The organism is Streptomyces showdoensis (assembly GCF_039535475.1).
GTDB lineage: Bacteria > Actinomycetota > Actinomycetes > Streptomycetales > Streptomycetaceae > Streptomyces > Streptomyces showdoensis.
In genome coordinates this window covers 2,905,015-2,919,568 of record NZ_BAAAXG010000026.1, presented here as the reverse complement: position 1 = coordinate 2,919,568, position 14,554 = coordinate 2,905,015, and the positions used below count along the sequence as shown (strand labels likewise).

Annotated in this window: 11 protein-coding genes; 6 read left to right on the top strand and 5 right to left on the bottom strand. The window is 71.9% G+C overall.

All coding sequences use genetic code 11. From position 1 onward, the window contains the following. Window positions 1–113 precede the first annotated feature (113 nt). Entirely contained in the window at window positions 114–1,550 is a 1,437-nt protein-coding gene (locus ABD981_RS26215; RefSeq protein ID WP_046905569.1) for an amino acid permease, read from the top strand. 206 nt (window positions 1,551–1,756) lie between these two features. Beyond that, window positions 1,757–2,401 carry a superoxide dismutase gene (locus tag ABD981_RS26210; protein WP_046905568.1) on the top strand — a complete coding sequence of 215 codons (645 nt, stop codon included), beginning with the start codon at window positions 1,757–1,759 and terminating at the stop codon, window positions 2,399–2,401. Window positions 2,402–2,518: 117 nt separating this feature from the next. Here the strand turns inward: ABD981_RS26210 and ABD981_RS26205 are convergent, their stop codons facing one another. Beyond that, entirely contained in the window at window positions 2,519–3,154 is a 636-nt protein-coding gene (locus ABD981_RS26205; RefSeq protein ID WP_046905567.1) for a mycothiol-dependent nitroreductase Rv2466c family protein, read from the bottom strand. 154 nt (window positions 3,155–3,308) lie between these two features. Between ABD981_RS26205 and pepN the strand changes: the two genes are divergently transcribed. Then, complete coding sequence (gene pepN / locus ABD981_RS26200) at window positions 3,309–5,870, top strand: aminopeptidase N (protein WP_205628097.1); 2,562 nt, start codon at window positions 3,309–3,311, stop codon at window positions 5,868–5,870. Window positions 5,871–6,026: 156 nt separating this feature from the next. After that, the gene (locus ABD981_RS26195; protein WP_046905565.1) at window positions 6,027–6,857 is read left to right on the top strand and encodes a hypothetical protein; all 831 of its coding nucleotides are present in this window, start codon (window positions 6,027–6,029) and stop codon (window positions 6,855–6,857) included. A gap of 46 nt (window positions 6,858–6,903) precedes the next feature. Here ABD981_RS26195 and ABD981_RS26190 read toward each other — a convergent pair whose 3' ends face one another. From ABD981_RS26190 to ABD981_RS26175, 4 genes are all read right to left on the bottom strand, one after another. Beyond that, window positions 6,904–8,037, bottom strand: coding sequence for a serine hydrolase domain-containing protein (locus tag ABD981_RS26190; RefSeq protein WP_205628096.1), 1,134 nt, complete (start codon window positions 8,035–8,037; stop codon window positions 6,904–6,906). 107 nt (window positions 8,038–8,144) lie between these two features. Further along, on the bottom strand, window positions 8,145–8,612 hold the full coding sequence (locus ABD981_RS26185; protein WP_046905564.1) for an NUDIX hydrolase: 468 nt from the start codon (window positions 8,610–8,612) through the stop codon (window positions 8,145–8,147). Between the two features lie 18 nt (window positions 8,613–8,630). After that, complete coding sequence (locus ABD981_RS26180; protein WP_046905563.1) at window positions 8,631–9,167, bottom strand: HPP family protein; 537 nt, start codon at window positions 9,165–9,167, stop codon at window positions 8,631–8,633. A 135-nt stretch (window positions 9,168–9,302) separates the two neighbouring features. Next, complete coding sequence (locus tag ABD981_RS26175) at window positions 9,303–10,169, bottom strand: pyridoxamine 5'-phosphate oxidase family protein (RefSeq protein WP_046907243.1); 867 nt, start codon at window positions 10,167–10,169, stop codon at window positions 9,303–9,305. A 173-nt stretch (window positions 10,170–10,342) separates the two neighbouring features. On the opposite strand from ABD981_RS26175, the gene ABD981_RS26170 reads away from it, so the two are divergent. Then, on the top strand, window positions 10,343–10,885 hold the full coding sequence (locus ABD981_RS26170; RefSeq protein ID WP_046907242.1) for a CGNR zinc finger domain-containing protein: 543 nt from the start codon (window positions 10,343–10,345) through the stop codon (window positions 10,883–10,885). Window positions 10,886–11,084: 199 nt separating this feature from the next. Further along, window positions 11,085–14,405, top strand: coding sequence for a S8 family serine peptidase (locus tag ABD981_RS26165; RefSeq protein ID WP_123954381.1), 3,321 nt, complete (start codon window positions 11,085–11,087; stop codon window positions 14,403–14,405). The last annotated feature ends 149 nt before the right edge of the window (window positions 14,406–14,554 follow it).

Below are 14,554 nucleotides of genomic sequence, written 5' to 3'. Positions count from 1 at the left end.
TCACCTTGTGTGAAGGTCGTGCCCGTATAGCGGACATCCGTTCCCTGTGAGCGGTGCGGGCCCACAGACTGTGGGCCACCCTCCCCGTCTCAGCTAGTGAACAGGGCTCGCCCATGTCTCGGACTCCCGCGCCCGCGCCGGCCGACCGCAAGGACGCCGCCACCAGCGCCACCGCCCCTGCCGGGGGCCTCACGCACGGCCTCAAGCAGCGCCATCTGTCGATGATCGCCCTCGGCGGCGTGATCGGCGCCGGGCTCTTCGTCGGCTCCGGCGCCGGCATCGCCGCCGCCGGTCCCTCGATCGTCCTCGCGTACGCGATCTCCGGTGTGCTCGTCATGCTCGTGATGCGCATGCTGGGCGAGATGTCGGCGGCGAACCCGGCCTCCGGCTCCTTCTCCGTCCACGCCGAGCGCGCGCTCGGCCCCTGGGCCGGCTTCACCGCGGGCTGGGCCTTCTGGTTCCTGCTCTGCGTGGCCGTCGGCCTGGAGGGCATCGGCGCGGCGAAGATCATGACCGGCTGGTTCCCCGGCACCCCGGAGTGGGCCTGGGTGGCCCTGTTCATGCTGGTCTTCTGCGGCACCAACCTGGCGGCGGTGAAGAACTTCGGCGAGTTCGAGTTCTGGTTCGCCGCGCTCAAGGTCGGCGCGATCGTCCTCTTCCTCGGCATCGGCGTGCTCGCCATCACCGGCGTCCTGCCGGGCACCGACGCCCCGGGCACCACCAACCTCACCGGCGACGGCGGCTTCTTCCCGAACGGCTCCGAGGGCCTCATCGTCGGCCTGCTGGCCTCCGTCTTCGCGTACGGCGGTCTGGAGACCGTCACCATCGCCGCGGCCGAGTCGGAGCACCCCGTGCAGGGCGTCGCCAAGGCGGTCCGTACGGCGATGTGGCGGATCGCGCTCTTCTACATCGGTTCGATGGCCGTCATCGTCACCCTCGTCCCGTGGGGCGACAAGGCCGTCGTCGAGAAGGGCCCGTACGTGGCCACCCTCGACCACCTGGGCATCCCGGCGGCCGGCCAGATCATGAACGTGGTCGTCCTGGTCGCGCTGCTCTCGGCGATGAACGCCAACGTGTACGGCGCCTCCCGCATGGCCTGCTCGCTGGTCGCCCGCGGCCAGGGCCCGAAGGCGCTCGGCCGGACCTTCGGCGGCGTGCCGCGCCCGGCGGTGCTGGTCTCCTCCGTCTTCGGCTTCGGCTGCGTGCTGCTCAGCTACTGGCGCCCGGACGACGTCTTCATCTGGCTGCTCAACACCATCGGCGCGATCATCCTGGTCGTCTGGTTCTTCATCGCCGCCTCCCAGCTGGTGCTGCGCCGCCGCACCGAGCGCGAGGCGCCCGAGAAGCTGGTCGTGAAGATGTGGGGCTTCCCGGTGCTGACCTGGGTGGCGCTGGCCGGCATGGCCGCCATCTTCTTCCTGATGGCCCGCGAGGAGGGCACCCGGGTCCAGCTCTACGCGACCGGCGCCCTGACCCTGCTGCTCGCGGCGGTGGGCTTCGCGCTCCAGAAGGCGCGCGCCGCGCGCGGGACGGCGGTCGAGGAGGCCTGAGGCCCGTACCCCCGCGAGAACCCCGTCACCGCGCCCCGCCGAGCACGAGCTCGGCGGGGCGCGCTGTCGTGTCCGGGGTCCCCTGTGCTCCGTCCGGTCCTGGGCCCACGCTCTGACGGCCCACTGATCAATTTGGACAGCATCTACTGTTAGCCTGCACCTGCAAGTAGGTTGCAATTAGAAGACGTCGGCGAGAGGCTCGGCACATGGCCATCTACACCCTTCCGGAACTGCCGTACGACTACGCGGCCCTGGAGCCGGTGATCAACCCGCAGATCATCGAGCTGCACCACGACAAGCACCACGCCGCGTACGTGAAGGGTGCCAACGACACCCTGGAGCAGCTGGAAGAGGCTCGGGAGAAGGACGCCTGGGGCGCCATCAACGGCCTGGAGAAGAACCTGGCCTTCCACCTCTCCGGCCACATCCTCCACTCCATCTACTGGAACAACATGAACAGCCCGAAGGACGGTGGCGGCGGCGAGCCGCTGGCGGCCGACGGGGTCGGCGACCTCGCCGACGCGATCACCGAGTCCTTCGGTTCCTTCGCCAAGTTCAAGGCCCAGCTCACCAAGGCCTCGGCGACCACGCAGGGCTCCGGCTGGGGTGTCCTCGCCTACGAGCCGATCAGCGGCCGCCTGATCGTCGAGCAGGTCTACGACCACCAGGGCAACGTCGGCCAGGGCTCGGTCCCGGTCCTCGTGTTCGACGCCTGGGAGCACGCCTTCTACCTGCAGTACAAGAACCAGAAGGTCGACTTCATCGAGGCCATGTGGCAGGTCGTCAACTGGCAGGACGTGAACAAGCGCTACCAGGCCGCCAAGGCGAGCATCCCGCTGATCTCGTTCTGACACCCCCTGTTCGTCCTGCTCGTGATCGTCTTCTCAACCTTCACCTGCGGGCGTAAAGAGGAAGAACCCCCGTGATGACGTGAATCACGGGGGTTCTTCTGTACCTGCGGGCCGCGGCTACTCGAAGCTGGGCGCCGCCGTCCGGGTGCGCTTGATCTCGTAGAAGCCGGGGGTCGCCGCCACCAGCAGCGTGCCGTCCCAGAGCCGGGCGGCGGCCTCGCCGCGCGGGGTCGGGGTGACGACCGGACCGAAGAAGGCCACCTCGTCGCCGTCCGGGCCGGGGACCGCGATCACCGGGGTGCCGACGTCCTGGCCGACCTTCTCTATGCCCTCCTTGTGGGAGGCGCGCAGCTCGGTGTCGTAGGTGTCCTGGTCGGCGAAGTCCGCCAGCTCCTCCGGCAGGCCGACGTCGGTCAGGGCGCCGACGATCGCCTCGCGGGTCGGACCCTCGCCCTCGTTGTGGAAGCGGGTGCCGAGCGCCGTGTAGAGCTTGCCGACGACCTCGTCGCCGTGCAGCTGCTGGGCGGCGATCACCACGCGGACCGGGCCCCAGGCCTTCGTCTCCAGCATCTCGCGGTACTCCGCCGGCACCTCGTCGAGCCGGTTCTCGTTGAGGACCGCCAGGCTCATGACCTTCCAGCGCACGTCGACCGGGCGCACCTTCTCCACCTCCAGCATCCAGCGGGAGGTCATCCAGGCCCACGGGCACAGCGGGTCGAAGAAGAAGTCGGCGGTGGTCCTGCTCTCGGACATGTCTCTCCTCGGAAGATCGCTCAGGTCGCCCGGAAGGCGGTGTGGGTGCGCCTGGCGGCAACACCACCGGACAGCCGCGCATTCCCCGGGTACGCGCGGTCATGTGCACATGGGAGGATCGGTGCTGTTTCGAACGAGCCACGAAGGAGTGACCGTGCCCGGTGAGAACCTGTCCCGCGACGAGGCCCATGAGCGGGCGGAGCTGCTGTCCGTCGACGGGTACGAGGTCTACCTCGACCTGCGGTCGGCGGTCGGCGAGTCCACGGAGGACGTGCGCACGTTCCGTTCCGTGACGACGCTGCGCTTCCGCCGCACCGGCGCGGGCGACACCACGTTCGTCGACCTGATCGCCCCCGCGGTCGACGCGGTCACCCTCAACGGGCGCGCGCTGGACCCGGCCGTCGTCTTCGACGGGGCCCGGATCGCGCTGGACGGCCTGGCCGACGAGAACGAGCTCGTGGTCGACGCCCGCTGCGCCTACAGCCGCACCGGCGAGGGCATGCACCGCTTCGTCGACCCCGAGGACGGCGAGGTCTACCTCTACACGCAGTACGAGCCGGCCGACGCCCGCCGGGTCTTCGCCACCTTCGAGCAGCCGGACCTCAAGGCGCCGTTCCGCTTCTCGGTGGACGCGCCCGAGGGCTGGACCGTGTGGTCCAACGGGGCGGGCGCGCAGGACGCCGAGGGGGTGTGGCGGTTCGCCGAGACGGCGTCCATCTCCACGTACATCACCTGTGTCGTGGCCGGCCCGTACCACTACGTGACGGACAGCTACACGCGGTCGTTCGCCGACGGCACCGAGCTGGAGATCCCGCTCGGCGCGATGTGCCGCAAGGGCCTCGCGAAGCACTTCGACGCGGACGACGTCTTCCTGGTCACCAAGCAGGGCCTCGACTTCTTCCACGACAACTTCGACTTCCCGTACCCCTTCGGGAAGTACGACCAGGCCTTCGTCCCCGAGTACAACCTCGGCGCGATGGAGAACCCGGGCATGGTGACCTTCCGCGAGGAGTACATCTACCGCGGCAAGGTGACCCAGGCGGCGTACGAGCGCCGGGCCAACGTGATCCTGCACGAGATGGCCCACATGTGGTTCGGCGACCTGGTCACCATGGTGTGGTGGGACGACCTGTGGCTGAAGGAGTCCTTCGCGGACTTCATGGGCTCGTTCTCGCTGGCCGAGGCGACCCGCTTCACCAACAGCTGGGTGACCTTCGCCAACAACCGCAAGGCCTGGGCGTACCGCGCCGACCAGCTGCCGTCCACCCACCCGATCACGGCCGACATCCGTGACCTGGAGGACGCCAAGCTGAACTTCGACGGCATCACCTACGCCAAGGGCGCCTCCGTCCTGAAGCAGCTCGTCGCGTACGCGGGCAGGGACGCGTTCCTGGAGGGCGCGCGCGTCTACTTCAAGCGCCACGCCTACGGCAACACGCGCCTCGCGGACCTGCTGACCGTCCTGGAGGAGACCTCCGGCCGGGACATGAAGGGCTGGGCCAAGTCCTGGCTGCAGACCTCCGGCGTCAACAGCCTCACCCCGGCCGTCACCTACGACGCCGAGGGCCGGATCACCGAGCTCGCCGTCCTCCAGGAGGGCGACGAGCTGCGCCCGCACCGCGCCGCCGTCGGCCTCTACCGGCTCTCCGGCGGGGAGCTCGTGCGGTACGCGCGGGCCGAGGCCGACATCACCGGCGTCTCCACCGTCGTGGCGGAGCTGGCCGGTGCCGAGAAGCCGGACCTGGTGCTGGTCAACGACGACGACCTCACCTACTGCAAGGTCCGCTTCGACGAGGGCTCGCTGGCCACCCTGCGCGCCCACCTCGGCGACATCACCGACCCGCTGGCCCGCGCCCTGTGCTGGTCGGCGCTGTGGAACCTGACCCGCGACGGACTGATGCCGGCCCGGGACTTCGTCCGGATCGCGCTCGAGTTCGCGGGCCGCGAGACCGACATCGGCGTGCTCCAGATGGTGCACGCGTGGACCCGGACCGCCGTCACCGAGTACGCGGCGCACGACTGGCGGCCCGAGGGCGGGCGGCTGCTCGCCGAGGCGGGGCTGCGCGAGCTGCGGCAGGCCGAGCCGGGCAGCGAGCACCAGCTGACCTGGGCGCGCTTCCTCGCCTCGGTGTCCTCCTCCGACGCCGACCTCCAGCTCCTGGAGGGCCTGCTCGACGGCAGCGCGGTGATCGACGGGCTGGAGGTCGACCAGGAGCTGCGCTGGTCCCTGCTGGAGCCGCTCACCGTGCACGGCCGCGCCGACGAGGCCCGGATCGGCGCGGAGCTGGCCCGCGACGACACGGCGACCGGCAAGCGCCACCAGGCGCGCTGTCTGGCCGGCCGGCCCTCGGCCGCGGTCAAGGCGCAGGCCTGGGCGCAGGTCGTCGAGTCGGACGCCCTGTCCAACGCCCTGGTGGAGGCGACCATCTCGGGCTTCACCCAGCCCTCGCAGCGCGAGCTGATCGCGCCCTACGCCGAGAAGTACTTCGCGGCGATCGAGCGGATCTGGGCGGAGCGCTCCATCCAGATCGGCATGGACGTGGTGCGGGGCCTGTTCCCGGCGCTCCAGGACCGCGCGGAGACGCTGGCGGCGACGGACGCGTGGCTCGCCGCGCACGCCTCGGCCGCCCCGGCGCTGCGCCGGCTCGTGCTGGAGTCGCGCGACGACCTGGCGCGGGCGCTGCGCGCGCAGGAGTGCGACGGGCGCGCGTCGTAGTCGCCGTCCGATGAACGACGGCCCCCGGTGGACCCCCACCGGGGGCCGTTGTTCATCGGCACTCGAACGCGCGTACTTTAGTGCGGAGTTGTCCGGATTGTGCGACCGCTTCGTAACAGCGGTTAGGGGCGGTCCGTCCGGCGGAAGACCGACGACATGAACCCCAACACCCCCAAGACCCCCCTCCCGCCCCTCCCCCGCACCGGGGACGACCGGTTCCGGGAGGCACTGCGCTACGCCCGCGCCGAGGCGATGCTCACCGGGCTCGCCGCGCTCTCCCTGCACCGCTTCACCGCCGCCCCGCCCGCCGGACTCATCGACCGGGTCGACGTCCTGGTCCCGCGCGCCCGGCGGCTGCGGTCCACCGGTCGGGTCCGGGTGGTGCGGAGCGCCGAGCCGCCGCAGCCGGCCGAGATCGACGGCTTCCCGGTCGCCCCGGTCCCGCGGGCGCTGGCCGACGCCGTCGCGGCGCTGACCGACCCGGGCACGGTGCGCCGGCTGCTCACCGAGGCCGTGAGCGGCGGTCATTGCGAACCGGCCGCCGTGGTGCGGGAGTTGAACCGGGCCCGGCTGCTCAACCGTCCGCACGTGGTGGACGCGGTCGACGCCCTCCTCGCCGAGGGGCGCTCGCTCGCCGAGGACCGGCTGTACGCGATGGTGCGCGAGTTCGCGCTGCCGGACCCGCTGTGGAACGTGGACCTGCGGCTGCCGGGCGGCCCGCACCTCGGCGGCCTGGACGCCTACTGGCCGGACCAGGCGGTCGCCGTGGAGCTGGACACCCGGGCGCCGCGGCAGGACGACGACGCGCTCTGGTCCGAGTACACGCGCAAGCGCGAGCACCTGGAGCGGCTGGGCATCACCGTCGTCCACCTCACCCCGCGCAAGCTGCGCGAGGCGATGGACCAGCAGGCGGCCGTGGTCCGCACGGCGCTGATGGCCGCGTCCGACCGGCAGCCGGCCGCCTACGTGGTCGTCCTGCCCCGCTGAGCGGCCCCGCCGGACCCCCGTACCCGCGAGGCCGCCGCCGCGGGGGCTACTTCTTCGGGACCGTCCCGCAGAACTCGGCCTCGATCAGCGCCTGGCTGTCGCCCGTCCAGTCCGCGTTGAGGTTCCCGGCGAGGGAGTGCTCGCCGTCCCGGGTGACGACCGCCTGGGAGCTGGAGCCGTGGATGCCGCCGCCGTGGCCCCACACCTCCTTGCCGCAGCTGAGCTTCTGCTGCATGAGCCCGAGTCCGTAGCCCAGTTCGGGCGTGACCCGGACGGTGTCCGTCATCTCCTTCAGCTCGGCCGCCGGCAGCAGCCGGCCCTTGAGCAGGGCCCGGTAGAAGGTCTGCAGGTCGTTGGAGTCGGAGATCATCTCCCCCGCCGCGCCCGCGATGCTCGGGTTGAGCGCGGTCACGTCGTAGGTCGGTCCGCTCGCGTCGGACGCGAGCTTCGAGTACGCGCCGGAGTGCGGCCTCGGCATCCGGGAGTCGGTGCCGGGGACGCTGGTGGCGCGCAGCTTGAGCGGCTTGACGATCCTGTTCTCGACCGCCTTGGCGTAGGAGCGGCCGGTGACCTTCTCGATCACCATGCCGGCCAGGACGAAGTTGGTGTTGGAGTAGTTCCAGGAGGTGCCGGGGGCGAAGTCGGGCTCGTGGGCCATGGCGACGTCGACGAGCTGCTTCGGGGTCCAGGTGTCGTAGCGGTGCTGGAGGAACCCGGCCCCGAACACGCGCTCCTGGAAGGCCGGGTCGCTCGTGTAGCTGTAGATGCCGCTGGTGTGGTTGAGCAGCTGCCGGACGGTGATCCCGCGCCCGTCGTGCCCGTGGCCGCTGACGACCCCGGGCAACCACTTCTCCACCGGGTCGTCGAGGTCGATCCGCCCCTCGGCCTGCAGCTGGAGCAGGACGGTCGCGGTGAAGGTCTTGGTGATGGAGCCGACCCTGAAGCGGTCGTTCCCCTTGCGCTCGCCGGCGGTGCCGGTCCAGCGGCCCTTGCCGTCCCGGGCCTGGGCGACGGCGCCGGGCACGCCCGCCGCCACCGCCGCGTCCAGCGCCTGCTGGGTGGCGGCGTGCGAGGGCTTCGGAGGCGCGGCGGCGACGGCGGGCGCGGCGAGGGCGGTGGCGGCGAGGCCGGCCACGAGGGTGGCGGCCAGGACGGTACGGGCGGTGCGTGCGGCTGACATGTGCGGGCTCCCCTGACGTACGTACAGCTGCGTACTGCTTCGGTCACGGGAGGGGACCACGGGGCACGGGCGGCGGGTTGAGCGCGTCCGTGACGGTTGAGCCGTTTTCAGCCGTTCGCCGGATCGTGCAGCGGCGAGTGCCCCAGCGGGGGCCGGTCGCGCCAGAGCTGGAGGCCGATGTCGACGAGCTCGACCCGGGTGAGCGAGGGCACGGACTCCAGCGGATGCCAGGCGGCGAGGTCGGTGGAGCCGTCCTCCTCGTTGCGCAGCTCGCCGCCGGTGACCCGGACCTCGTAGACGATCCGCAGCCCCTGCCAGTCGTAGGCCCCGCCGAGCGCACGGGTCCGCCGCCGCCGGATGGAGTCGATCCCGAGCAGCGCGGTCGCCTCGGCGAGGTAGCCGGTCTCCTCCTCGACCTCCCGCACGACGGCCCCCACCGGCAGCTCACCGTGGTCCATCCCGCCGCCGGGCAGCGTCCACCGCTTCACCCCCTCCCGGTCCACCCAGCGCGCCAGGAGTATCTGCCCGTCCCGCACACACACGGCGTAGGCCGCCACCCGCAACTCGGTCTGCATGGGAGGAGGTTAAGGGCATCAGATCCAGTACGAGGGGTAGCGCCGCCCGGTGAGGCGCGCGCCGGCGAGGCCGGTGGCGACCAGGACGAGGGCGGCGAGGGCGAGGAGCCCGAGGAAGAGCCAGAACGGCGGGTTCTGGAGGGTCACGATCACCGCGGTCGCCGCGGCCGGGGAGTGCGGGGTGCGGGCCGCGGACATCACCCCGAGGGCGAGGCCGCCGGCGACGGCGGCGCCCCACGGGCCCGGGCCGGTGACCGCGAGGACGGCGAAGCCGGTGAGGGCGGAGAGCAGCTGGCCGCCGACGACGGAGCGGGGCTGGGCGAGCGGCAGGTCGGGCGCGCCCGCGACCAGGGCCATGCTCGCGGCGAGCGGCGGGATGAGCAGCGGCTCGTGGAGCAGGGTCCCGATCGCGACGAGCAGGAGCAGCGCGGTGACGCTGACGGCGGTGGAGGCGAGCAGCACGCGGGGCCGGGGGCGGGCGGGGGCGGTGGCGCGGGCGGGCGCGGGGGCCGGGGCGGTGGCGGGGGTGGCCTCGGCGGCCGGAGCGGTGGTCATGGGCGGTCCTTCGTGACGGGCGGGCGGGACGGGTCCGGACGGACGGGCAGGCGGGACGAGTGGGACGGGGTCTGCGGGGCCACGGGGCCACGGGGCCACGGGGCTACGGGGCCACGGGGCTACGGGGCCACGGGGCTACGGGGAGTGCTCGGGGGCCGACCAGCGCAGGGGGCTGGCCGCTTCGGTCTCCGCCACCGCGTCCAGGCGGAAGCGGACCGCACGGCCCTCGGGGCCGTACTCGGTGTGGGCGACGCCGGAGAGCTGGAGGGTGGTGCCGGTGGCCCAGTCGAGGAAGAGGAGTCCTGCGCGGCCGTCCTCCTCCAGGTTGCCGAGGGTGAGGAACATGGCGTTGCCGGGGTAGTCGGGCCAGCGCAGTTCGGTGGGCGAGACGAGCTCGACGAAGCCGGGGGGGCCGCCGCGGTGGCTGGCGTCGACGCCGTCGGGGGCGGCGGTGGCGACGAAGAAGGTGTCGGCGGCGCGGATCAGGCGTTCCTGGTCCGGGGTGAGGGAGCCGGTGCGGCGGACGGCGCCGGAGCCCGGGCCGGGAATCGGCGCCCAGCCGCGCAGCGCGCGCCGCGTGAGGTGCTTCGGGCAGTTCGAGAAGACCTGCTCCGTCTCGACGACCAGGCCCCGGGCGCTGGGGCGCGCGGTCCCGTTGAGGCGGAGCCGGCGGCGGGTGCGCGGGTCGAGGGCGATCGTCCCGACGGGGGTGCCGGCCTCGGTGACGGCCTGCGCGAGCGGGTCGCGGGAGGGGATGCCGCCCGCGACGGAGAGGGTGTGCGGGCCGGTCGCCCGGGTGAAGCCGGGGAGGCCGGTGAGCAGGCTCGCCCAGACCCGGCCGTCCGGGGCGGCGGCGCCCAGCACGAGCATCGGCTGGGCCTCCAGGAAGGCGGCGGCGACGGGGCGGATGCCGGGGGCGATGGATCTGCCGACGTGCTCGGCGAGGTCGCGGACTCCGACGCGGGTCTGAACGGCGAGGGAGCCGGAGTGGTAGGCGCGCATGGTGGGCGGACCTCCTCGGGTGCGAGTCGTTCGGGGCGGTTCCGGGCGGGAGCGGATTCCCGGACGGAGCTAACCTCTCACTTAGACTTTAGAGGTTAGACAGCGCAGCGCGCAACCGGTCACGTAACCTTGAGGGGTTAGTCCGGAATCCGTCGCCGAGGAGGGCCTCCGCCATGACCGTTCACGACCCGCGGCCCCTCGTCGGCGAGCCCGTCTCCCTCGACCTGCTCAACACCCGCTGGATGGCCGACGGCGTACGGCAGGACCTGCTCACCGGCGTCGAGGGGCTCGGCGTCTGGCTCGGCTCGAACGGGCTCGACGGCCGGTTCCGCGCCGACGCGGCCACCCTGCGGCACACCCTCGCCGCGCGGGAGGCGCTCGGCGGCCTGGTCGACCGACCCGGCGACCCGGGGGCCACCGCCGAGGTCGACGCGGTCCTCGGACACGGCCGGATCCGGGCCACGCTCACCCTCGAAGGGCCGGGCGAGGAGGCCGAGTTCGCGGACCTCGCCTGGGGGCCGGGGTGGACCGCCGCCCGCGACTACCTCGACCTGCTGCGGGCGAATCCGGAACGCATCCGCAAGTGCGCCCACGAGGCGTGCATCCTGCACTTCTTCGACACCTCGCGGAACGGCACCCGCCGCTGGTGCTCGATGGCGGCCTGCGGCAACCGGGCCAAGGCCTCGCGCCACTATGCCCGTACAAAGGACAACTAGTCGCCCACGGCAGGGCCGTCGGCTCGCCCCCCTTGGAGACCTTTCGTCCCCCGTGGCGCATCTTCCGCAGTGGCGGATGTGTGCCACGCGCGCATTCCGCCCCTCGGTAACTCTCCCCAAACCCCTGTCATTTGCGAAAGGCTGAGCGGTCATCCGGTACCGGAATCCGGACCCTCTTCTTTCACAATCAGGGATGTAAATGACCACCCCCGAAACGCAGAGCTCCATACCCGGGCGCTCCACCTCCGGGACCAGACGAGCGGCCCGCATCGCGGCCGCCGCCGGCCTCGTGACCGCGCTCGTCGCGGCCGGTGCCGCCCCGGTCCTGGCCGCCGACGACCCGGCGGCCGGCAGCAACCCGGTGAAGATCGCCGATCCCGCCGACAAGCTCGGCGCCACCGACGCCCAGCGCCTCTCCGAGGCCGAGGCCTCCGGCCAGGCCAACGTCACCGTGCTCGTCGCCACCGCCCCCGGCGCCACCGAGCAGGTCGCGGGCCAGCTCGACGCCGTCCCCGGCGCCTCCGTCGGCAAGCAGGACGACGAGCTCGGCTACGTCCGCGCCACCCTGCCGACCGCCAAGGCCGACGCCGCCATCAAGGCCGCCACCAAGCTGTCCTCCGTGCAGTCGGTGGACCTCCAGGCCGAGATCAAGCAGGACGACCCGACCCCGGACGCCGGCACCACGGGCGCGGTCGACGGCACCACCGTCACCAGGACCTACCCGGCCCCGGGCAAGAGCACCCCGGCGAAGAACCCGTACAACCCGTCCTACGAGACCGGTGCGGTGGACTTCGTCAAGGAGCACCCCAAGGCCGACGGCCGCGGCGTGACCATCGGCATCCTCGACTCCGGTGTCGACCTCGGCCACCCGGCCCTGCAGAAGACCACCACCGGCGAGCGCAAGATCGTCGACTGGGTCACCGCCACCGACCCGCTCACCGAGAGCGACGGCACCTGGCGCGCCCAGATCACCCCGGTCACGGGCACCGCGTTCACCGCCGGCGGCCAGAGCTGGAAGGCCCCCGAGGGCTCGTACCAGTGGAGCCGGTTCAGCGAGTCGGTCACCGCGGGCGGCGACCCGGCGGGCGACATCAACCGGGACGGCGACACCACCGACCGCTTCGGTCTGCTGTACGACCCGGTCGCCGGCACCGTGCGCGTGGACACCGACCAGGACGGTGACTTCACCAACAACGAGCCGATGAAGCCGTACAAGGACGGCAACCAGATCGGCTACTTCGGCACGGACAACCCGGCCACCGAGGTCGTCGAGAAGACCCCGTTCGTCGTGCAGATCCGCAAGGACGTGCCGATGGACCCGCTGGGCGGCACGTGGGTCGGCAAGAAGGCCGACTTCGTGAACGTCGGTCTCGTCGAGTCCTCGCACGGCACCCACGTCGCCGGCATCACGGCCGCCAACGGCCTGTTCGGCGGCAGGATGAACGGCGCCGCCCCCGGCGCGAAGATCGTCTCCGCCCGCGCCTGCACCTGGACCGGCGGCTGCACCAACACCGCGCTGACCGAGGGCATGATCGACCTCGTCGCCAACCGCGGCGTCGACATCGTCAACATGTCGATCGGCGGCCTGCCGCTGCAGAACGACGGCGACAACGTGCGCGCCCGCCTCTACACGCGTCTCATCGACACGTACGGCGTGCAGCTGGTCATCTCGGCCGGCAACGAGGGCCCCGGCATCAACACGATCGGCGACCCCGGCCTGGCCGACAAGGTCCTGTCGGTCGGCGCGGCCGTCTCCCAGTCCACCTGGGCGGCCAACTACGGCTCCGCCGTCGAGAAGAAGTACGCCATGTTCCCCTTCTCCTCGCGCGGCCCGCGTGAGGACGGCGGCTTCACCCCGACCATCACCGCCCCCGGCTCGGCCGTGAACACCATCCCGACCTGGCAGCCCGGTGCGGGCGTGGCCGAGGCCGGTTACGCGCTGCCCGCCGGCTACGGCATGCTCAACGGCACCTCGATGTCCTCGCCGCAGGCGGCGGGCGCGAGCGCGCTGCTGATCTCCGCGGCCAAGCAGAAGCGCATCGCGCTCTCCCCGCTCACCCTGCGCACCGCGCTCACCTCGACCGCCAAGCGGATCCCGGGTGTCGCGGCCCACGAGCAGGGCGCCGGCCTCATCGACATCGAGGACGCCTGGGAGTCGATCAAGGACGGCGCGACCGCCCACGACTACAAGGTCGAGGCCCCGGTCGACACCGCGATCTTCCCGGCCCCGCACACCGGCACCGGCGTGTACGACCGCCAGGGCGGCCTCAAGGTCGGCCAGAAGAAGGTCTACGACGTCACCATCACGCGCACGAACGGCCCGGACCGGCCGATCGAGCACGAGCTGGACCTGAAGTACAACGACGGCACCTTCCGCATCCTCGGCGACGACGAGGTCTACCTGCCGCTGAACAAGCCGGTCACCGTCAAGCTCCAGGCCCGTCCGACCACCTCCGGCGTGCACAGCGTCATCCTGGAGGCCGACGACGAGCGCACCGAGGGCGTCGACAAGCAGATCCTCGCCACCTCGGTCGTCTCCAACGACCTGGTCGGCCCGGGCTACGGCTTCTCCGCCACCAGCACGACGCAGCGCAACAGCAGCAAGTCGTACTTCGTCACCGTGCCGAAGGGCGCCAAGACCCTCGAGGTCTCCCTGAGCGGGCTGAAGGAGAAGAGCCAGACCCGGTTCATCACCCAGCACCCGTACGGCGTGGCCCTCGAGGACAACGCGACGAACCAGTGCTACCCGCACTACAACCCGGCGAACACCTGCCGTCCGGACCTGCGCTCCTACGCCAACCCGATCCCGGGCGTGTGGGAGATCATCGTCGAGTCCCGCCGCACCTCGCCGGACCTGGACAACCCGTTCAAGCTGAACGTGTCGGTGCTCGGCGCCACCTTCGACCCGGCCGTCCAGACGGTCCCCGAGGCGAAGATCGGCACCCCGGCCGCCGTGCAGTGGAACGTCTCCAACGAGTTCGCGGCCCTGGACGGACGCCTGAAGGGCGGCTCGCTCGGCTCGCAGAAGTCCGAGAAGGCGACCATCCAGCACCACGAGCAGCAGATCAAGACCGTCACCATCGGTGAGGGCGTCGAGCGCCTCGACATCGCCATCGGCAACACCTCCGACCTGTCGGCCGACCTCGACCTCACGGTCAAGCTGGGCGACACCCAGGTCGGCCAGTCCGCCGACGGCGACTCCGAGGAGTCCGTCAGCCTGGTCAAGCCCGCCCCGGGCACCTACACCGTCATCATCGACGGCTACTCGGTGCAGGCCGCCGGCGGCACCAGCTACGACTACAAGGACGTGTACTACTCGTCCGCGCTCGGCTCCGTGAAGGTCGACGAGTCGAAGCAGGTCAAGCTGGCCAACGGCGCCTCCGCCCAGGTCGCCGCCGAGGTCGTCGTGAACGCCGCGGCCCCCGAGGGCCGCCGGTTCTTCGGCGAGGTCCAGCTGCTCAACGCCCGCGGCACCGCCGCCGGCACCGGCAGCGTCGTGATCGGGAACGTCGTCCCGTAACGCCTGACGATCAAGGAGGGGCGGTCGCCGGAAACCGGCGGCCGCCCCGTCGGCGTCTCCGGCTCCGTGCGGGATCCGTCCGGGATCCGTCCGGCGACCGTCCGACCCTTGGACAATGGATTGGACAAGCCGGGCCGGGACACCCGCAT

Coding starts and splice junctions, on each gene's coding strand:
- ABD981_RS26215 (WP_046905569.1), top strand. CDS start 114: ATGTCTCGGACTCCCGCGCCCGCGCCGGCCGACCGCAAGGACGCCGCC.
- ABD981_RS26210 (WP_046905568.1), top strand. CDS start 1,757: ATGGCCATCTACACCCTTCCGGAACTGCCGTACGACTACGCGGCCCTG.
- ABD981_RS26165 (WP_123954381.1), top strand. CDS start 11,085: ATGACCACCCCCGAAACGCAGAGCTCCATACCCGGGCGCTCCACCTCC.
- ABD981_RS26185 (WP_046905564.1), bottom strand. CDS start 8,612: ATGCAGACCGAGTTGCGGGTGGCGGCCTACGCCGTGTGTGTGCGGGAC.
- ABD981_RS26190 (WP_205628096.1), bottom strand. CDS start 8,037: ATGTCAGCCGCACGCACCGCCCGTACCGTCCTGGCCGCCACCCTCGTG.
- ABD981_RS26205 (WP_046905567.1), bottom strand. CDS start 3,154: ATGTCCGAGAGCAGGACCACCGCCGACTTCTTCTTCGACCCGCTGTGC.
- ABD981_RS26195 (WP_046905565.1), top strand. CDS start 6,027: ATGAACCCCAACACCCCCAAGACCCCCCTCCCGCCCCTCCCCCGCACC.
- ABD981_RS26170 (WP_046907242.1), top strand. CDS start 10,343: ATGACCGTTCACGACCCGCGGCCCCTCGTCGGCGAGCCCGTCTCCCTC.
- ABD981_RS26180 (WP_046905563.1), bottom strand. CDS start 9,167: ATGACCACCGCTCCGGCCGCCGAGGCCACCCCCGCCACCGCCCCGGCC.
- ABD981_RS26175 (WP_046907243.1), bottom strand. CDS start 10,169: ATGCGCGCCTACCACTCCGGCTCCCTCGCCGTTCAGACCCGCGTCGGA.